Here is a 19,895-nt window from a genome sequence, read left to right on the forward strand (position 1 = left end):
GGTCTTTTGTGGAGTCAGTCGTTGGGGAAAGAGCCGGACTTCGACCAGGCATCGCCGGCCCACTCCTCGGGCGGCCAGCTTTCCGTGTCGCAATCCGGGTGCTGATGGCTGACGATACTGTCGAGAAAGGCGGCGGCTTCGAGATCCTCAAGCGTGTTTCGTGCCGGCAGGTCGCCGAGCGTGTCGACGTAGGCAAGCTTGGCTTCGACGCCGTACTGGATCGTCGGCGGGATGGTTTCTGGATGGTCGAAGGCGCCGATCGCCAGCGCGATGGAGCCGTCCGGCTCCTCATAGGTCAGCGGGGTGCCGCAGGCGGGGCAAAACCCGCGCGCGACGTGATTGGAGGAGCGGAACCTCGCCGGCGCTCCCCCGCGCGTCCACTCGAGCGCCCCCTCGGAAGTACCGACGAGCGCGCCGAAGAACCCGCCGAACGCCTTCTGGCACATGCGGCAGTGGCAGATCGAGGCCGTGCCCAGCGGTCCCGTCACCCGGAACCGCAACGCGCCGCACTGGCAGCCGCCGGTGTGGATCTCCAATGCACTCATTCGTTTCCCCCTCGCTGTCGCGCTTCCAGGATCTTGCTGCAGACGCCGTCAAGCTCATTCAGGACATCCGGATTCCGGAAGCGCAGAACGGTCCAGCCCGAAGCTGCAAGATGCGCATCCCGCGCCCGATCGGCTTCGAAATGATGCGCTTCGCCGTGCTGCGACCCGTCGAGTTCGACGATGAGTTTGTGTGCCGGCGCGGCGAAGTCGACGATGTATCCTGCAATCGGCAGTTGGCGACGAAACGCAATGCCGTCGAGCCGATGTGCCCGAAGGATGTTCCACAGCTTCTTCTCTGCCGGGGTCATCGTCCGTCGCAGGGATTTCGCGTTTCCGCGCAAGGATTTGGAGACGTCATGATGAGGCATGTCCGCATCTCCCGAGATTGGAACGCTTGCCCGAACCCATCCTCGGTTTGACGCTGGCCCCCGCCCCACGCGCCTCTCTCTCCCCTTGAGGGGGAGATGTCTCCGAAGGAGACAGAGGGGGGTAACGGACCCAGACCTCAACCTCAGTCCGCGCGGAGAGGCTCCACATCCCCCTCTGTCGGCAAATGCCGACATCTCCCCCTCAAGGGGGGAGACGGGAGAGCGGAGCAGTCGCTCAGGCAAATGAGCTGGCGCCTTTGAACGGGGCTGATTGTGAACCTGCACAGAACCGAAACCCCGCCGCCATGCAAACACCGCCAGATCCGACACACGGCCCCGCCCCACGCGCCCCTCTCCCCCCTTGAGGGGGAGATGTCTCCGAAGGAGACAGAGGGGGGTAACGGACCCAGACCTCAAACTCAGTCCGCGCGGAGAGGCTCCACACCCCCCTCTGTCGGCAAATGCCGACATCTCCCCCTCAAGGGGGGAGACGGGAGAGCGGGGCATGGTCACCGCTTCACCTCCCAGGTGGTGGTGCGCTTGCCGGTGTCCGGGTCCTTGCCGTCCTTGAGCAGAATGCCCTCGGCCGCGAGTTCGTCGCGGATGCGGTCGGCCTCGGCGAACTTTTGTTTCATAAGTTCCTTGTCGCCTGCCACCTTGGCAGCGTCTGCCTCGCGTAGGACTTCGAGGCGTATATTGATTTTGCCGTCAACGTGATCTTGCGAAAGCCCAAGCTCTTTCAGCTCGATCAAGGCGACAGCCTTTTCTACCGAAGTCTTTATACCCCCGCGCTGATCCGCCCGAACTTCCTTTGCTATGGCCGACATTTTGCGATCTTCCAGGCCCAGGAAATAAATCGAGGACAAAATGTCTTCCGGGTTCCCGGTCGATCTTTGAATCGCCTGAATTGCCGCCGGTGTATTGAGGTCATCAGCTAATGCTTCAATGACTTCGGGAAGAACAGAACCGTCTTCAGGGAGAAACCGCCGCGTCAAATTTGCAAAGGAAAGGCTAATTCCTCTAGCCTCCTCCAGCCGCTTGACCGAGAAATCGATCGGCTCGCGGTAGTGGGTCATCAGCATGGCGAGGCGCAGCACCTCGCCCGGCCATTTCCGACCGCCGAATTTCTCGCTCGCCAGCAGGTCGTGGATGGTGACGAAGTTGCCCTCGGATTTGGACATCTTCTTCCCCTCCACCTGGACGAAGCCGTTGTGGAGCCATACGCTCGCCATCCTATCCGTCCCATGGGCGCAGCAGGACTGGGCGATCTCGTTCTCGTGGTGCGGGAAGATGAGGTCGAGGCCGCCGCCGTGGATGTCGAAGGTCGCACCCAGATGCGCCTCGCTCATCACCGAGCATTCGATGTGCCAGCCCGGACGCCCGCGCCCCCAGGGGCTGTCCCAGCCCGGCTCCTCGTCGGAGGACAGCTTCCACAAGACGAAGTCGCCGGGGTTTTTCTTGTGGCCCTCGACTGCAATGCGTGCGCCGGCCTGCTGTTCGTCGAGATTGCGCCGCGACAGGCCGCCATAAGCTGGCATCGAGGCCACGTCGAAGAGCACCTCACCCTCCGCGACATAGGCGTTGCCCTTGGCGATCAACGTCTCGATCATCGCGATCATGCCGGGAATATGCTGGGTCGCGCGCGGCTCCACGCTCGGCTCGAGGCAGCCAAGCGCCTTCACGTCGGCATGGAACTGGTCGGCGGTCTTCTGCGTGACCTTCGCAATCGCCTCGTTCAGCGGCAGATCGGGATAGTCGCGCAACGCACGCGCGTTGATCTTGTCGTCGACGTCGGTGATGTTGCGCACATAGGTGACATGCTCCGCGCCATAGAGATGGCGCAGCAGGCGATACAACACGTCGAAGACGATCACCGGCCGGGCATTGCCGATATGGGCGAAGTCATAGACCGTCGGCCCGCAGACATACATGCGCACATTCGACGGATCTTCCGGCACGAAGAGGTCCTTCGAGCGGGTCAGGGTATTGGTAAGCTTCAAAGGATGCTTGTAATGCATGATCGGTCGTCTCCTGGCCGTCTGGCCGGGGCGTCCGTCTCATCTCCGGTGGGGAGGAGCATCGAGCATGAGGGGAACGGCCACAGCCAGCTTTGTCGCTAGCTGCAAATAATGAGGATCGAAATCAGGGTCCGCTTGGCCGTGGTCATGAAACGTGTTCTGACCCGTTTGCCCGGCGTGGTCAAGTCCGCAGTCCGTGCGACCGCAAGGAAACGATGGATACCCGGCGCGAGCGGGAGCCGCGCGAAGCCTCGTTCCCGACATCAAGCTTGTGTAAGATACATTCATGTCCGCCAGGGGACGGGAGGAGACCCATGCGCATGGCAATGACCGATCACTTCGGGCCACACCCTTTTGCGGTCCCGACCGGCGCCAAGCGAGATCGGCTCCGCCCGCTTGCCGCGATGCCGGGTCTTGCGCTCGTCGCTTCCGTGACAATCGTTCTCGCCTTCTCCGGCAGCAGCCTGGCCCAGGAGACTGCAAGACAGGCGGAACCCGCCACCGGCACACCGCCTGCGGCCGGCACGCTTGCGCCCGCAGACGCTCCGGCCACCATCTTGCCGACCGACCCGCTGGCGATGGCGATCTCGCGCGAACTGTCCACAGCCGACACATTGATGCTCGACGCCGCCTTCAATGCGGGCAGCGAGGAGGAACTGCAGCTCGGCGTGCAGGAATTTTATGAGGCACGGATCTTCCAGCCGCTCTGGGTGTCGCAGGACGGCCTGAATTCGCACGGCGAACTCCTGATCAAGGCCTTCGAGGACGCGCGCGCGCATGCGCTCGATCCCGCCGCCTATGATCCGGACCGGCTGTTCCAGATCGCCTTCAATGCAAGCGGCATTGACGAGATCGCCGCCGTCGAGGTGGCGCTTTCCAACAGCTACATCACCTATGCCAATGACATGGTCGCCGGCCGCGTCAAGCCGAACGAGGTGAATCCGTCGCTCAACCTTTTCCCGCAAGCTCCTGATCCGGCGTCGCTTCTGGAAATGGTGGAATCGAGCGAGGACTTCGCCCTTACCCTGGACGCCCTGTCGCCGAACACGCCCAACTACGCAAGGCTGAAAGAGCGGCTCGGCGACTATCGCGCCAAGGCCGAGGCCGGCGGCTTCACGCCGGTCCCCGCGGGCGAGACCCTGAAGCCCGGCATGAGCGACCCGCGCCTTGACGCCCTGCGCAAACGCCTTGCCCAGCAGGATCTCTTCACCGCCGGCAGCCACCAGGGCGATGTCTACGATGGCGCGCTGGTCGCGGCGGTCGAATTGTTTCAGGAGCGTCACGGCCTGACGGTCGACGGCATTGTCGGCAAGAACACGCTTGCGGAAATCAATGTGGCGATCGAGACGCGCATCGAGCAGATGGAGCTTAACATGGAGCGCCGCCGCTGGATGCCGGACGATCTTGGCGATCGCTATGTCTTCGTCAATCTCGCCGACCAGAACCTCAAGGTCGTCAAGAGCGAGAAGACAGTTCACACCGCGCGCGTGGTCGTCGGCAAACCCTATCATGCAACGCCGGTGTTCTCCGACCAGATCACCTACGCCGAAGTGAACCCCTACTGGACGGTGCCCTACTCCATCGCCACCAAGGAGTATCTGCCGCAGTTGCGTAAGAACCCGGGGGCATTGCTTTCAAAGAACATCCGCATCTTCTCGGGCAACCGGGAGGTCGACCCATGGGCCGTGAACTGGCAGGCCTACGGGCGCGGCAACTTCCCCTTCACGCTGCGCCAGGACCCCGGAAACAGAAACGCGCTTGGCCGCATCAAGTTCATGTTTCCCAACAAGTTCAACATCTACATTCACGATACGCCCTCGAAATCTCTGTTTGCCCGGTCGCAACGCTCGTTCAGCCACGGCTGCATCCGAACGGAAAAGCCCTTCGATCTCGGCGAGGTGCTTTTGGGCGACGACGGCTGGACGAAACCCAGACTGCTGTCGGTCAGATCGACGGGCAAACGCCGGGTGATCAAGCTGAAAGACCCGATCCCGGTTCATCTGACCTATCTGACAGCCTGGGTGAACAAGGACGGATCGACGCATTTCCGCCGAGACATCTACGGCCGCGACAAGGTCTTGAAGAAAGCGATCACCGCGCTCGCACCGGTGAAGCTCTGACAAGCGAACAAGCCCAAAAAATGCTGGCAAAATAGTGAGATGAGCCGATTCTCCGACTCAGGCCTTCAAGGCAGTGTGTCGCATGGCATACCGTGACGGCTTGCGCGTTAAGGATGCTGAACCGGAGATAAACACCGGCCTCAGGGCGGGTTCACGGCATGGATGGCAGGATCTCCCCACGATCAAGTCCCGCGTATCGGAGCCTGCCATGTTCTCTGTTCTTCGCCCGCTGCTTTGCCAGACCCTCACCGCCACCCTTCTTGGCACTGTTCTTCTCGTTCCCGTTGCAATCTTTGTCCTGTCGGGAAACCGGGCCGAGGCGCCCCGCAGCCGGCAGGCCACGGTCGACGCCTGTGCCTTCACATCGAACGGTTGCGCGACCGCATCACACTGGCATGAAACACGCTTTCCCGTCAGGTGAGCGCTTGCACCCGACCCCGGGTTGAATTCTAATGCGCCAGCGATTTGCGTGCCCGCGAGAAAGCCACATTCCCGCGCAAGGCTTCATCGAAGCTGCAACCGGGCCGAAAAAGAAACATAGGGGCCGCGCAAGCCGCAGTGGAAGGACCATGATGATCAACGCGCTTCAGGAAAAGGCCGAAGACGCAGCGGGTTTTCTCAAGATGCTCGCCTCCGGCCCCCGTCTCATGCTGCTGTGCCATATGGCGAACGGCGAAACCAACGTCGGCCAGCTTGCCGAGATGACCGGGATGCGCATGCCGACGGTCTCCCAGCAGCTCGCGCTGTTGCGCGCGCAGGGGCTCGTGCGCACGCGACGCAACGGGACGACGATCTACTACAGCCTGGACAGCGAGATTGCTCAGGACGTGCTGGCCCTCCTGCAGAAACACTTTTGCCCCCCGGAAACCGAGACAACGGCCGCGCGCGAGAGCGAACACGCGGAGTGACCGCCCGACCGCGCCTTCGGCGCCGGTCAGGAGGCTCTCTCGCATGTCGGCCGGCAGACGTCAGTTATCGAGCCAGTCGGAACACCGCGGCGCCTCCGCATCGCCCCACGGCATGATCGGAACCGTGGAGGTGGAGTTCTTGGGGCTGCCTTCGATGATCTTGTCGGAATAGACGAGATAGACCAGCACGTTGCGCTTGGCGTCGCAGCCGCGCACGATCCGCATCTTCTTGAACAGGAACGAACGGCGCTGACGAAACACCTCGTCCCCCTGCTCGAATGTCTCCGAAAAGCTCACCGGTCCGACCTGTCGACACGCCAGCGAGATGTCCGAGACCTCTTCGGCCACGCCGAGCCATCCGGAGACCCCGCCCTTTTCCGGCACCGTGAAATGACAGGCAACGCCTTTCACCAACGGGTCGTCGACCGCATAAGTGGCAAGCTTGTGGTCCGGTGTCAGCATCTTCCACACCGTCGACTTCTTGAAGATCAGATCAGGCTCATCCTGTGCGGACGCAACGGGAGACAGGGCCGGCGCGGCCGCAAGGCCAAGAGCCGCGGCCAGAACAAGGGCAATCGATCGCATTCGCGTTTCTCCGGATCTGTTTTGGTGTTCCCCCGATATGGGAAAGCGAGCGTCACAACACCAGTCCTGCAAGACGCGCCAGAACCAGCAACGGCGCAGCCGTTCCCAAAAGCACGAGCGTCGCGAGACTGACGACGCCAAGGCCGGCGACGACATACTGCAGCCCCACGTGCCCCTCGCCGCGCGCCATGCGCCAGATTGCGAAGTGAAGCGCGATGACCAGGACGGCCAGGATGCCGGACAGGAGAAATGGCGCCACGACATATCCCTGCGATCCCGCGTTTGGTCCTGGTTGAGGCAGGAGTGCCGGAAGATACGCCGCGGCGACCGGCAGGACGAGCACATGCACCAGCACAATCCAGACGAAGGCGACACTTTGGGGTGGCGTGGCAGGCTTTCGCGTCGACATGATTGACGTGCGGATCCATTGGTGACTGCAAGGAACCGTGGTGCCACGCGCAGCGACGATAGGCAAGCGTCCACGCGGCCCGCGCCGTCCCCCTTTCCCCGCGCGGCGCGAACCGGTTACAGTTGGCACGATACGCGCTATACTTGCATCCTTCCAAAGGCCCCGATCGAGGGCTCGCGCCAATGGATCGGTCCAATGACGTCAGCGCCGCCGCTGCTTGAACTCGAAACCTTCCTGCCCTATCGGCTGAATATCCTTGCGGAAACGGTGAGCCAGTCGCTCGCCGGCGTCTACCGCCGCCGCTACGGGATAACAGTGCCCGAATGGCGCCTGATCGCAACGCTCGGGCAATTCGGTACCGTGACAGCCAAAGGCGTCGGGCATCACAGCTGCATGCACAAGACGAAGGTGTCGCGCGCAGCGGCCACGCTCGAAGCCCGTGGCCTGATACGCCGCGAACCAAACAGTCAGGACATGCGCGAGAGCTTTCTCGCCCTGACGGCCGAAGGCCGCGCGATCTACGAAACACTCGCGCCGCAAGCGCGGGATTTCGCACAAGCCCTCGTTGCCGGCTTTTCAGCCTCCGACCGCGAGGTGCTTGACGACCTGCTGCAACGACTGATGCTGCGCGCCCGGGCGCTCACCACCGAAATGGCGGAGTGATCGGGCCCCTCTCGGCGCCGCCCCGCGCCCGCCGCACGCGCCCGCGCCATTAGGCTGAAGTTTACTAAAACCCGAGGCTTTTGTTGTGCCGGCCTCGGTCTTGTGGCGATAGTCAGGCGTGGAAGATCCCGAAAACGGGACATACGGCGCGGCAATGGCGCAGACGACGGGTGGCAGGCGAGCGAACAGGCGCGCCGCAGCAAGCGGATCAGGCATGACGGGACCGTATGCAATCGCACGCAGCGCAGGCCTTGCCGTCTTGGCAGGGGCGACGCTGGTACTTGTCGCGACGCCGGGACAGGCGGCCAGTTGCAATGCGCTTCGCGCCGAAATCTCCAGAATTGCCGCCGGCAGCGCACAATCGCCGGCGTATCGCAAATGGTCCGCGGCCGCAGAGCAGCAAAAAGCCGCGCTCGGGCTCGCCCAGCGTGATGCACGCCATCTGGGGTGCAATGGCGCCGCATCGGCCGGCTCATGCAACACTTTGACCGGAAAAATCAAACGCATGCGCGCCAACCTCGCCAAGATCGAGCGCCAGCGCGATCGTCGGGCCCAGCCCGGCCAGGCTCGACGCAAGAGACAACTCGAGCGCACGCTCGCCAACCAGGGATGCGACCGGACCCGCACGGCAAAAAAGGGCGGCGGCCTGCTCGCCCTCTTCGGCATCGGCCGGCGCGACGGCGCAAATGACGCTGTAACCACCGCGTCCTCGCTCCAGAGCGCGACGCGCTCCTCCGTAACGATCACGAGCGCCCAGCCGGATTTCACCACGAGCCAACCTTCTGGGCCGACCTATCGGACCATGTGCGTGCGCACCTGCGACGGCTTCTATTTTCCGGTCAGTTTTTCAACCGGCAGCGAGGGCTTCGGTCGTGACACCGCGATTTGCCGGTCGATGTGCCCGGGTGCCGAGGCGCAGCTCTACGTGCATCGCAATCCCGGCGAAACGGTCGACAATCTGGTCAGCGTCGAGGGCCTGCCCTATACGGATCTGCCCAATGCCTACCGGTTTCGTAAAACCTATGTCTCGGGCTGCGGCTGCCAGCCGAAACCGGGTGGACGCCAGAGCATGGCAAGCCTGATCCGCAGCGGCGACGCGGTTGCCGCGCAAAGCCTGCGCGATACGCAAGGATCGGGCGGCCTCGGCATCGATTCGTTGCGCGAAACACTTGCGACACCCGTTGCATCCCGGGCGGATGCTGTTCCCGATGGCGCGGATCCGGACACACGGATGAATGTCGAGCTTGGCTTTGCTCCCCAGCCGGCCAGCATGCGCCTGCCGGTTCTGGGCGGCACCGGCACGTCCGTATCAGGAGTTGCGAAAAGCGCGGACGCGGTCGATGACGGAAGCGATGTTCAAACCGCTCCGGCCACCGTTCAGCCAAAACAGAATGTCAGGATAATCGGGCCGCGCTATTTCGTCGCCCAATAAGCGGCAACAGCGTCTTCATGTCCGGACCATGCGCCTCACCGGTCAGCGCCTTGCGCAGCGGCAGGAACAACGCCTTGCCCTTGCGCCCGGTCTCCGTCTTCAGCGCCCCGGTCCACGCCCCCCAGGTCTGAGCGTCCCAAGGCTCTTGCGGCAAAAGCGCCGCCGCCCGGGCAAGATATTCGGCATCCTCCGGCGCGACCGGCATCGCCTGCGGATCGTTGACGGCGCGCCACCAGCGCGCGGCATCGCCGACGGTCTCGCAGTTTTCCCGCACCGCGTCCCAGAACGCCGCGCCGCAGGCAGCAATACCCAACTCCTGAAGCCGATCCGCCACGGCGTCGAAGGGCAACTTGTGCACAAGACGCGCATTCAGCGGACGAAGGTCCTCGGGATCGAACTTGGCGGCGGAGCGTGAGACGTCCGCAAGCGACACCATGTCGGCGAGCGCCGCCATCGTCTCCGCCGGCTCGATCGCATGGCTGGTGCCACTCAGGACTGCAAGCGAGGCGACCGCCATCGGTTCGAAACCCGCCTCACGCAGCGAGCGCAGCGACAAGGCGCCCTTGCGCTTCGAAAGGCCTTCACCCGAAACGGTCGTCAGCAGGTTGTGATGCGCAAAAACCGGCGGCGCAGCATCGAGCGCCTTGAAGATCGCAAGCTGCACGGCGGTGTTGGCCACATGATCCTCTCCCCGGATCACGTGTGTGATGCCAGAGCCGATGTCGTCCACGATCGAGGGCAGCGTATAGAGATAGCTGCCGTCCGCCCGGATCAGCACGGGGTCGGAGAGCGAGGCAAGATCGATGGTCTGCTCGCCGCGACACAGGTCCAACCAACTGACGTCGGCTCGTCGTGTAGCGAAGGGATCGCCGTCGTGATTGGGCAGAAGAAAGCGCCAATGGGGCTGGCGTCCTTCCGCCTCGAGGGTCGCACGTTCATCATCGGTGAGTTTCAGCGCGGCCCGGTCGTAGACCGGCGGACGACCGAGCGCGCGCGCGCGTCCGCGCCGCCGCTCCAGTTCGTCCGCCGTCTCGTAGCAGGGATAGAGAAGGCCGGCGGCGCGCAGCCGCTCCGCCGCGCCGTCATACTGCGCGATCCGTTCCGACTGGCGAAAGCTCTCATGCGGACGAATGCCCAGCCACGCCAGATCCTCGCCAATCGCCGCCGCGAATTCGGCGGTCGAGCGCTCACGGTCGGTGTCATCGTAGCGCAGGATGAAACGGCCGCCTTCGCGCAAAGCGAATAGCCAGTTCATCAGCGCGGGACGGGCGTTGCCGATGTGGAGAAAACCGGTCGGCGAGGGAGCAAATCTAACGGTTACGGTCATGCGCCTGTCTTAGCGGGAGGGCGAACGCTCGGCAATGCCGGGCATCGCGGCAGATGCAAATCGGCGACGGACACGCACGGACACAACAGCCATCGCTGCCGCTGCTGCAAAACAATAAGCCGCCATGGCAAGCACTTGGGTCTCATAAGGAACGCCGAGATCGATGAGATAACCGGTCAGGCCGGGTCCAAGCGCGGAAGCGAGCACCATCATTGCAACGGTGACGGAACGCACGGCACCCAGGTGTCGTGTGCCGTAGATTTCCGGCCACAAGGAACCGAACAGGGTTGAACTGAAGCCGTAACTGACCCCGAGAAGCCCCATGAAACCGAAGGCGGCAGCCGGATGGGTGACGGTGGCAAGCAGAACGCAGGCCGCACCGAGCGGAAGCAGAAACACCGGCAGGATGCGAACCGCGGTGACCTTGTCGATGAGCCAGCCGGCCAGCAACGCGCAGGTGATGGTCATGGACGACATGGCCACGAAAGCGGAGGCGAAAAGCTCCATCGTCCAGCCGCGCAATTCCACCAGATAGACCTGATTGAAGAAGATCGTCGTGCCGATGAAGGGCGGGGCGAGTGTCCCGGCGGAGATGACCCAGAACGCTGGATCGCGCAGAACCTCGCGTCGGGTCCAGTGCCGCAGGACTTCCGGGCCGTCGTCGGGAGCGGTCTGTCCGCGCGGAATGCGCTCGACCCTCAAAAGCAACAGCAGCGCCGGCAGCGCAACGACGACAAGCGCCCCGGCGCCGAGCCACCACGCCCCCCGCCAGCCGAGGAGCGCTGACACGGACACAAACGCCAGGGGGAGCGATGCCTCCCCGCACTGGATGCCGAGCGCCGCGATGGACACCGCCCGACCGCGCTGCGCCGCGTACCATCGGCCCATCGCCGTCATTGCCACATGGGTCATCATGCCCTGCCCGAACAGCCGCAGACCATAGAGCACGACAAAGAGCATCGCGACGGAGGACACGCTCGCCATGCCGACCGAAAACAAGGCAAGGCCACACACGATACCGGCCGACACCAACGCCAGCGGATGGGTGTCGACAACCTTTCCGATGACCGTCAACGACGCCGCCGAAAGCAAAGTGGCCGCCATGTAGAGACCGCCGAACTCGCCATGCGACAAGTTGAACTCGCCGCGAAGGTCGCCGGCAACGAGCGAGATGAAGAAGGTTTGGCCGAAGCTCGAAAAGAACGTCAGCAACAGACCCGCGAGAAGCCAGCGCAGGTTCTCCCGGACGAAGGCGAAATAGGACATTTCCCAGTCTTTCCGCACAAAGTGCGATATGTCACCGGAAGCGGCACACGAGCAGCGGAGCCGTCGGCGTGGCTAGCTGCGATCGCGAAAGCGATTGGTGATCGGATAGCGCCGGTCGCGGCCGAAATTCTTGCGCGTGATCTTCACGCCGGGCGCCGACTGACGCCGCTTGTACTCCGCGACATAAAGAAGATGCTCGATCCTGTGGATCAACGCCCGATCATGCCCGCGCGCCTCGATGTCGCCCACCGACATCTCGTTTTCCACCAGGCATTCCAGAATGTCATCCAGGACATCGTAGTCGGGAAGCGAATCCTGATCGGTCTGGTTCTCCCTCAGCTCGGCCGAAGGAACCTTGGTGAGGATATTGGTCGGGATCACCTCGCCCTCCGGCCCGAGCAGTCCATCGGGCCTGTTGGCGTTTCGCCAGGCCGCGAGCCGGTACACCTGTGTCTTGTAGAGATCCTTGATCGGATTGAAGCCGCCATTCATGTCGCCATAAAGCGTGGCGTATCCAACCGACATCTCCGACTTGTTCCCCGTGGTCGCAACCATATAGCCGAACTTGTTGGAGATCGCCATCAGGATGACGCCGCGAGCTCGCGACTGGATGTTTTCTTCCGTCACGCCACTCTCGGTCCCGGAAAAGAGGTCGGACAAGGCCGCCCCGAAACCCTCGACAGCCGGCGCGATGCCGACCGTGTCATAGCGCAACTTCAATGCATCCGCACAAGCCTTTGCATCCACGAGACTTTCGTCCGATGTGTAGCGATACGGCAGCATCACGCAATGCACCCGCTCAGACCCAAGCGCATCCACTGCCATGGCGGCAACGATGGCGCTGTCGATCCCTCCGGAGAGACCAAGCACAACGCCGGGGAAGCCGTTTTTCTCGACGTAGTCGCGAAACCCCAGGACGCAGGCGTGCCATCGCGCGGCATCGGCATCGGGCAACGCGGACGCCGGCCCACGGGTACAGATCCACGCGCCATTTTCGTCGCGCTGCCAATCGGCGATTTCGAGCGCCTCGGCGAATTCCGGCATCTGGAACGCCAGGCTGCGGTCGGCCTGAAGCGCGAAAGACGCACCGTCGAACACCAGTTCGTCCTGGCCTCCGACCTGATTGCAATAGACCAGCGGAAGGTCCGTCTCGACAACGCGCGACACCATGACCTGCAGCCGAACGTCCGGCTTTCCGGCGTAGAACGGCGATCCGTTCGCCACCAGCAACAGTTCCGCGCCGGTTTCCGCCAGGCACTCACACACCTCGTCCGACCAGGCATCCTCGCACACAGGCAGCCCCAGACGAATGCCCCGAAATCCGACGGGCCCCGGGAGCGGACCGGGCTGAAACACCCGCTTTTCGTCGAATTCGCCATAGTTGGGCAGATCGACCTTGAAGCGTACGCCCTCGATCCGCCCGCCATCGACAAGAGCCACCGCATTGTGCAGCGTCTCGCCCTCCCGCCAGGGCAAACCGACCATGACGCCCGGACCGCCATCGGCAGTGTCAGCGACAAGCGCATCAAGTGCGGCACGACACGAGGCGACAAACGCGGGCTTCAGGACAAGATCTTCCGGTGGATAGCCGGACAGGAAAAGCTCGGAAAACAGGACGAGATCGGCGCCCGCAGCAGCCGCCCGTTCGCGACCGCGCCGTACGAGCTCCAGATTGCCGTCGATGTCTCCCACCGTCGGATTGAACTGTGCCGTGGCAAGGCGCAACCGCCCGGTGTGCGCAAGGCTGGAAGGTTCTGTCATGCCATCGGTTTAGCCCGGTCTTGAACGACGGTCCAGTGCCCAGACCGGTCGGCGTGCCGATCGAACACGCGAGCGTGGACACGCAGCGGACACCTGGACGGATCTAAAGGAAAACCATTTCATTCACCGCAGGATCCGGAGGGATTACAACCGCTGAAGGGGGGCCGCTGCCGCGCGGCGCCGGTCCGAAATAGGTTCCGCTTCGAATGAAGGGCCGGTGTTCGGTAAGCACCCGGTAAAGCCGCTGATAGAGCATTGCCGGCGATACGGGTTTGGCCAGAAACTCATGAATGCCAAGCTCCAACGCCCGAAGGATCACCGGCTTGCGCGCGTCAGCGCTGACCATGATCACAGGAGTCGTGGCAACGAATTCGTCTGAATCGCCGCGCAGGATGGACAAGAACTCGCTGCCGGACAAAGGCGCCATCACCCAGTCGCAGATCACGACATCGGGCTTGCGGTCCACCATGACGGCAAGCCCGTCGGATCCGTCGCCTGCCTCGAAAATGCGGCGCGCTCCAAACCCGTTCAAGATCGCGCGAAAAAGCGCGCGCATGTGGGAATTGTCATCGATCACAAGGATCGACACATCCGAAAGGTCAATATGCATGCCGTTCGGTCCCCTCCCGATTGGCGTTTGAAAAATTTAGACAAAAGAGACTCAATATTTCCTTTAAGGAAGCATTGTTCCAAACTGAACGGGCTCGCGTTCACGCAGATTTGATTGATTGTCCGATCAAAACGCGTTGACCGCCGCACGAAGGTAGGGCGGGAAAACGGAACGGTCGGCAGTGCCGACCGTTCGATTGGGTGACCCTGGCAACACGAACCCGTGTCAGCCGGCGGCCGCCTGTCGCTCTGCGGAGCGCGCATCGCGCTCCTTGCGAACGTTTTCGGCCACCAGGAAGGCAAGCTCGATTGCCTGTTCGGCGTTGAGGCGCGGGTCGCAATAGGTGTGATAGCGATCCGCCAGATCGTCGGCTGTCAGGGCGCGCGCGCCGCCGGTGCACTCGGTGACGTTCTTTCCGGTCATCTCGACGTGAATACCGCCTGCATAGGTGCCTTCGGCGCGGTGCACCGCAAAAAATGCCTCTACCTCGCGCAGGATCCGGTCGAACGGACGCGTCTTGTACCCGTTCGCCGTGATCGTGTTGCCATGCATGGGGTCGCAGGACCAGACCACCTTGCGTCCCTCGCGCTCCACCGCCCTGACAAGGGCCGGAAGGTGCTCAAAAACCTTGTCGGCACCGAACCGGCAGATCAGCGTCAGACGCCCCGGCTCATTGTCGGGGTTCAGCGTATCGATAAGCTGCAAAAGTCCGTCCGGCGTCAGGCTCGGACCGCACTTCAGGCCGATCGGATTCTTGATCCCCCGAAAAAACTCGACATGCGCATGATCAGGCTGACGGGTGCGGTCGCCGATCCAAAGCATGTGGCCAGACGTCGCGTACCAGTCGCCGGATGTGCTGTCGATCCGCGTCAGCGCCTGCTCGTATCCCAGCAAAAGGGCCTCGTGGCTCGTGAAGAAATCCGTCGAGCGCATCTGCGGTGCGGTGTCGGGATCGACACCGCAGGCCCGCATGAAGTCGAGGCTTTCCGAAATCCGGTCGGCCAGCGCCTGGTAGCGATGGCTTTGCGGGCTGTCCTTGACAAACGACAGCATCCAGCGGTGCACGTGATCAAGATTCGCAAAACCGCCCTGGGCAAATGCCCGAAGCAGATTCAGCGTCGCGGCGGACTGACGATAGGCCATGATCTGGCGCTGCGGATCCGGCTCGCGCGTCTCCGGCGTGAACTCGATGTCATTGACAATGTCGCCCCGGTAGCTGGGCAACTCGATATCGCCCTTCTTCTCCATGGGAGTGGAGCGCGGCTTCGCGAACTGTCCGGCAATGCGCCCGACTTTCACCACCGGTTGCGAAGAGGCGTAGGTCAGCACGACTGCCATCTGCAGGAAAACACGGAAGAAATCACGAATGTGATCGGCGTGGTGCTCGGCGAAGCTTTCAGCGCAATCGCCGCCCTGCAAAAGGAACCCTCGACCTTCGGAAACGTCGGCAAGCTGATCGGTCAGCTTTCGTGCCTCACCTGCAAAGACAAGGGGCGGAAAGTCGGAAAGACGGCCTTCAACCATCGCCAACGCCTCGGCGTCGCGATAATCGGGAACCTGCACGACCGGTTTCGACCGCCAGCTGTCAGGTGTCCAGTTCTGCGCCATAGTTCCAACTCCCGCACAATTCCGGCACCGGCGGTCTGATGACGCGCCGACGCCCTGCTCCAACAAAATCCGCGATGCCGCTCCACCAAACGGCCGCGACAATCCACCACTGCATGACACCGGAAAACGGCACCGCAATTCGGCAAATAGCCGGTGCGGAAGGACCGCAAGCCAGGCCGGCTGGGGTTATACACGCCACCACGCGGCGAGGCCACACCTAATGCCCGCGGCCTTCCGTTACGGCACCTTTTGACTTTTCGTGGCCCGCACCGCTACGCTCAACGATACTCGAAGATCTTCCGGAAGATGCCGGGTGCCATCGCCGAGGCCGGATTCACCGTCAGCACTGGCTCGGCGATCGGCCCGGACAGTTTGAACGTCACGCCGATCAGTCCCTCGTCGGTTCCGCCGCCCAGCGCAAAGCCAAGAATCGGGATTTTCGCGAACAGGTTGTTGAGCGCGAAGACCGGTACGAAGGTGCCGGTCAGGTCAAGCAGCCGGTCTTCAAGATCGACCTGGCCGCTCACCGTTCCGCCGATGGTAGCACCCGTCAACGTGCCATCGGTGATGGTCAGTATGTCGCCCTGGCGCTGAAACACGAGATCAAGGGCATTGAAGGACGCCTCGCCGCGCTGCGCGGATCCGGTGAGGCCCGCCCGGCGGCGCCGGTCAGGATCGGACATGTCCGGCGCGCGTGCCAGCGCACGGATCGCAGGATCCTCGGTAATCGACAGGCGCTTGACCCTGAAGCGGCCGTTCCACGCGCCATTGGATGGCATCGCCACCGACAGGACGCCCTCACCGCCACGCATGCGTTCATAGAGATTGGAAAAGCGCAGCAGCGCTCCGGTGTCCTGCATCGAGCCGGTCAGCACGCGATCCGCGCCTTCGCCGGACATGGTCACCTTGAAGGGCGACTTCCCCCCCGTTTGCCCGGTCAGCGACAGGGCTCGCATGTCGCCACCCACGCTTGACATATTCAGCGAGACGTTTGTCACGCTGACACCGTTGAAGCCGGTCATCTGATCAACCGTCGCCTCAATGCGCACCGGCCCACCCTGCCCTTCGCCGTTCGACGCATTGCCGTTGGCGAGATTGGCAAGCAGCCCGCGCCCATCGAAGCGGCGTGCACGCAGGTCCGCAACCACCTGGCTTCCGCGTTTAGACACCCGCAACGTGGCATCGTCGCTCGGGCGCAAGGAAAAGCGGGAGAACCGGGCACTGCTGAAACCGCCTCCCGCATCGAGCGAAATCGTTCCGGCAATATCCACGCCTTCCGATGTCAGATGGAACCCGCGCACCTCGCGCCCGCCGTCGACCTCGGCGAGCGTGAACTTCGCCTTCGCCGCGACACCCGGGCTCTTGCTCCATCCGACCTGCGGCAGGCTGATGCGGGCTCGCGACAGGTCGATCTCGTATTTCTGGCCATTTGCGGTCTCGTCGGAGGACAATCGCATCTGTCCGGAAACGAACTCCCGCAAATCGATGCCGCGTTTGGCGAGTTGGGTCGCAGTGGCGTCGATCACCACGCCCTGACGCGCTGCAACGGGCGCGCCTTCTCCATCGCCGAGCGGAACCACAAGGTCGATGTTGGCGGGAAGACCGTCGAGTTCGCCGCGCCCGCGCAGGGCGATGCGGCGGGGATCGACTTCAAACGCCAGGTCCGCGCGGCGCATCTTGTGGTCCCGGATAGGTGCAGCGTTGGAAAACCCTTCCAGCTCCCCCTGCAGCGTCCAGTCGACGTCCTCAAGCGGAACGCCTTTTTCCAGAGCAAACACTGCATTGAGCGAAAGCGACCCGCGACCGCCGAGATCGCCCGGCACCACATCATTTTTCGAAAGCACAAGAAAAGGCTCGCTGTCGAGAACCCCTCCAAGGGACGCGGCCGGTCCCGCGAGCGTCAACGCCAGATCTCCAGTCTTCACACCACTCTTGCGCAAATCCGGAATGGAGAATTCGACGTCGTCCACACTGAGCTGTTCATCCGGCCGCACCACCATCACGCCATTGTCGGACGTGACGGTGAGAATCTCGTCCGCCACCTGCAACCGGCCCGCAAGTCCCTGCACGACGGGGACGCTCCCAACCGTCTTGAGACTGAGTTGGTCAAATGCGATGTCGACCAGCATTTCATTGCCAGACCAGCCCGGATCCGGATCGAGATGATCGAATGCAGGTGGTTGCAAAGCCACCGTGATCGTACCCTCAAGCACCCGACCGTCGATCAGATGTTCGATGGCCCAGGCGCGCGCCGGCGGGGCCATCGTGATCGGCCATATCCGTTTCATTGTGGCAACCGGCATCGCCCCGCTCGCCATTGCCAGCGCCAGATAAGGGCCGTCGGGCGCCAGCTTCAAAGACCCCGCGCCGTCAAGCTGGGCCGTTCCCGAGCGCAGGGCGATGGTGTCGAAGTGCAGTTCACGCTGCATCAGGTCGGCGCGCCCCTCGAGCATGAAGGCATTCATCGCAAACGGAGGACCCGGGACGTCGCTTGGACCGATGCGCCCGTTCCGCGACACCAACCGATAGGACCACAGCTCCTGCCACTCGCGCGGCGGTTCGACCACCCCCTCGAAGGGCACCATGGTATTGCCCCGGACATAGGCAGATGGCGCCACCCGGAACCCGGGACGTCCCGCTTCCCAAACCAGTTGGAGATCGAAACGGTCGAAGCTGACCACGGTCCGGCCGGTGTTGATCCATCCCGGCGACACCGAGACGCCGATGCGGCTCGAAACGAACCCGCCGCCCGCGTCGAGGTTCGTGTCCAACCGGACACGCACCGGAACGCCGAGCCCGCGCCCCGCACGCATCCGCGTTTCAAGCGGCATGAATTCGCCAAGCGTCACATCCTGGATGTCGAGGCCGAGCAAACGTTCGCCGGTGCCGGGATCGACACGTCTGCGAAGGTTCATGCGCCACCGCCCCATGCGCCCCGCAACATCGGCCTCCATCTGCAAGGTCTCGCGCCCCTCCCGGCGCAGGACCGCATCGATACCGCTTGTTCTGTAGGTCTGACCCGCATGGGCGACGACCTCGGCCGACACAATCTCGATGCGCTGGATCCCGCGGGCTGACAATTGCGCAAGCGCCAGACGCGCGAGCCTGTCGGCCGTCTCCGCCAACGCAGACATCTCGGGAATATCGCGGGGCGTCGTGCCGGTCGGCTGAACTTGCAGTTTCGGCTGCTCGAGCACCACCTCGTCCAGAAGAACCTCGCCACGCAGCGCGGCAGACAATTCAAGAGGCGCCGAAATGCGCGGCAGGATCAGCGTGACAGGGCTTGCTCCCGGCATCTCGATGGCCGCATTCTCCAGTTCGATACGCACTGGAAGCCCGCGCGAGAAATCGACCGTGGCGACGCCGATCGTCAGTTGGGCTTCATCTGTGGAAACCCGCTCCTCGATCATGCGCGCAAGGCGGGGAATCGAAACCGGCCCCTGCGCCAGATAGACGGCCAACCCACCGACCAACAGCGCTGCGACTGCAAACAGCACGAGCATGGACACACCCCATCTGCCACGACGCCGACGCAGCGTCACGCGCAAGGGTTTGTCACGGCGGATCAACCTTCTATACAGGGGGCCGGTCCTTGTTCAAGGTAGGCATCTATAGTGCGAATCGCGCAGAGCATACTACCGAATGCGCTTTACGGCGGCCTGCATCCGCTTTCGTGGCGGCCGCGTATCAGTCTGACAGTTGTTTCCTCCACTCGTGACGAAAGGAAGGCAAAATGAGCGAAATTGCGACCGGGACTCCGGCACCGGATTTTGATCTAGAAACCGATGGCGGGGGACGCGTGAACCTGTCGGACCTCAAGGGCCGCAAGGTGGTTCTCTACTTCTATCCAAAGGATGACACGCCGGGCTGCACCAAGGAGGCCATCGCCTTCACGGGTCTCAAGGACGACTTCGACGCGGCAGGCGCGACGGTCATCGGCATCTCCCCCGACACGGCCGCGAAACACGACAAGTTCAAGGCCAAGCACGACCTGGGCGTGATCCTCGCCGCGGACCCCGAAACCGACATCGCGGCCGCCTATGGCGTCTGGGTCGAGAAGAACATGTACGGCAAGAAATACATGGGCGTCGAACGCTCCACCTTCCTGATCAATGGAGAGGGAAAGATCGCCGAGATCTGGCGCAAGGTGAAGGTCCCCGGCCACGCCGAAGCCGTGCTCGACGCGGTCAAGACGCTCGGCTGACCCCGGTTGCGGACGATCCCGCGGGGAACGTTCGCAACGCTTGTTCAACGAGCCAAAAGCCCCTGCACACC

The 19,895-nt window shown here is 63.0% G+C and carries 17 protein-coding genes; 6 read left to right on the top strand and 11 right to left on the bottom strand.

Annotated features, from left to right (window positions below):
* Positions 1-14 precede the first annotated feature (14 nt).
* The 3 genes from BLU32_RS10030 to cysS all read right to left on the bottom strand — a co-directional run bounded on the left by BLU32_RS10030 (position 15) and on the right by cysS (position 2,931).
* Positions 15-545 (bottom strand): GFA family protein, encoded by a 531-nt coding sequence (locus tag BLU32_RS10030; protein WP_093806636.1) that lies wholly within the window; start codon positions 543-545, stop codon positions 15-17.
* Complete coding sequence (locus BLU32_RS10035) at positions 542-913, bottom strand: endonuclease domain-containing protein (RefSeq protein ID WP_093806638.1); 372 nt, start codon at positions 911-913, stop codon at positions 542-544. Before BLU32_RS10035 ends, BLU32_RS10030 begins: the two co-directional genes overlap by 4 nt.
* A 509-nt stretch (positions 914-1,422) precedes the next feature.
* Entirely contained in the window at positions 1,423-2,931 is a 1,509-nt protein-coding gene (gene cysS, locus BLU32_RS10040; RefSeq protein WP_093806640.1) for a cysteine--tRNA ligase, read from the bottom strand.
* 320 nt (positions 2,932-3,251) lie between these two features.
* On the opposite strand from cysS, the gene BLU32_RS10045 reads away from it, so the two are divergent.
* The 3 genes from BLU32_RS10045 to BLU32_RS10055 all read left to right on the top strand — a co-directional run bounded on the left by BLU32_RS10045 (position 3,252) and on the right by BLU32_RS10055 (position 5,959).
* Positions 3,252-5,051: a murein L,D-transpeptidase gene (locus BLU32_RS10045; RefSeq protein WP_197673733.1), complete on the top strand. Its 1,800-nt coding sequence runs from the start codon at positions 3,252-3,254 to the stop codon at positions 5,049-5,051.
* 208 nt (positions 5,052-5,259) lie between these two features.
* Entirely contained in the window at positions 5,260-5,472 is a 213-nt protein-coding gene (locus BLU32_RS10050; protein WP_093806641.1) for a hypothetical protein, read from the top strand.
* A gap of 148 nt (positions 5,473-5,620) precedes the next feature.
* The gene (locus BLU32_RS10055) at positions 5,621-5,959 is read left to right on the top strand and encodes a helix-turn-helix transcriptional regulator (RefSeq protein ID WP_093806643.1); all 339 of its coding nucleotides are present in this window, start codon (positions 5,621-5,623) and stop codon (positions 5,957-5,959) included.
* 60 nt (positions 5,960-6,019) lie between these two features.
* Here BLU32_RS10055 and BLU32_RS10060 read toward each other — a convergent pair whose 3' ends face one another.
* Together BLU32_RS10060 and BLU32_RS10065 are read right to left on the bottom strand one after the other, a co-directional pair.
* Complete coding sequence (locus BLU32_RS10060; protein WP_093806646.1) at positions 6,020-6,544, bottom strand: CreA family protein; 525 nt, start codon at positions 6,542-6,544, stop codon at positions 6,020-6,022.
* 52 nt (positions 6,545-6,596) lie between these two features.
* Entirely contained in the window at positions 6,597-6,953 is a 357-nt protein-coding gene (locus tag BLU32_RS10065; RefSeq protein WP_093806648.1) for a hypothetical protein, read from the bottom strand.
* A gap of 195 nt (positions 6,954-7,148) precedes the next feature.
* On the opposite strand from BLU32_RS10065, the gene BLU32_RS10070 reads away from it, so the two are divergent.
* Both BLU32_RS10070 and BLU32_RS10075 read left to right on the top strand, forming a co-directional pair.
* The gene (locus BLU32_RS10070; RefSeq protein WP_093806650.1) at positions 7,149-7,616 is read left to right on the top strand and encodes a MarR family winged helix-turn-helix transcriptional regulator; all 468 of its coding nucleotides are present in this window, start codon (positions 7,149-7,151) and stop codon (positions 7,614-7,616) included.
* Between the two features lie 214 nt (positions 7,617-7,830).
* Positions 7,831-9,048, top strand: a complete 1,218-nt coding sequence (locus BLU32_RS10075; RefSeq protein ID WP_157727612.1) for a DUF2865 domain-containing protein — start codon at positions 7,831-7,833, stop codon at positions 9,046-9,048.
* Here BLU32_RS10075 and BLU32_RS10080 read toward each other — a convergent pair.
* The 6 genes from BLU32_RS10080 to BLU32_RS10105 all read right to left on the bottom strand — a co-directional run bounded on the left by BLU32_RS10080 (position 9,011) and on the right by BLU32_RS10105 (position 19,123).
* On the bottom strand, positions 9,011-10,375 hold the full coding sequence (locus tag BLU32_RS10080; protein WP_093806654.1) for a glutamate--tRNA ligase: 1,365 nt from the start codon (positions 10,373-10,375) through the stop codon (positions 9,011-9,013). The genes BLU32_RS10075 and BLU32_RS10080 overlap by 38 nt on opposite strands.
* Before the next feature lie 9 nt (positions 10,376-10,384).
* Positions 10,385-11,641, bottom strand: a complete 1,257-nt coding sequence (locus BLU32_RS10085; RefSeq protein ID WP_093806656.1) for an MFS transporter — start codon at positions 11,639-11,641, stop codon at positions 10,385-10,387.
* 72 nt (positions 11,642-11,713) lie between these two features.
* Positions 11,714-13,402, bottom strand: a complete 1,689-nt coding sequence (locus BLU32_RS10090) for an NAD+ synthase (protein WP_093806658.1) — start codon at positions 13,400-13,402, stop codon at positions 11,714-11,716.
* Between the two features lie 103 nt (positions 13,403-13,505).
* Positions 13,506-14,012 carry a response regulator gene (locus tag BLU32_RS10095; RefSeq protein WP_093806660.1) on the bottom strand — a complete coding sequence of 169 codons (507 nt, stop codon included), beginning with the start codon at positions 14,010-14,012 and terminating at the stop codon, positions 13,506-13,508.
* A 225-nt stretch (positions 14,013-14,237) separates the two neighbouring features.
* Positions 14,238-15,620 carry a class II 3-deoxy-7-phosphoheptulonate synthase gene (locus tag BLU32_RS10100; protein WP_093806662.1) on the bottom strand — a complete coding sequence of 461 codons (1,383 nt, stop codon included), beginning with the start codon at positions 15,618-15,620 and terminating at the stop codon, positions 14,238-14,240.
* Between the two features lie 278 nt (positions 15,621-15,898).
* Positions 15,899-19,123 carry an AsmA-like C-terminal domain-containing protein gene (locus BLU32_RS10105; RefSeq protein WP_093806664.1) on the bottom strand — a complete coding sequence of 1,075 codons (3,225 nt, stop codon included), beginning with the start codon at positions 19,121-19,123 and terminating at the stop codon, positions 15,899-15,901.
* Positions 19,124-19,353: 230 nt separating this feature from the next.
* On the opposite strand from BLU32_RS10105, the gene bcp reads away from it, so the two are divergent.
* On the top strand, positions 19,354-19,824 hold the full coding sequence (gene bcp / locus BLU32_RS10110) for a thioredoxin-dependent thiol peroxidase (RefSeq protein WP_093806666.1): 471 nt from the start codon (positions 19,354-19,356) through the stop codon (positions 19,822-19,824).
* The last annotated feature ends 71 nt before the right edge of the window (positions 19,825-19,895 follow it).

Source organism: Stappia sp. ES.058 (assembly GCF_900105595.1).
In the GTDB taxonomy this organism is placed as follows: domain Bacteria; phylum Pseudomonadota; class Alphaproteobacteria; order Rhizobiales; family Stappiaceae; genus Stappia.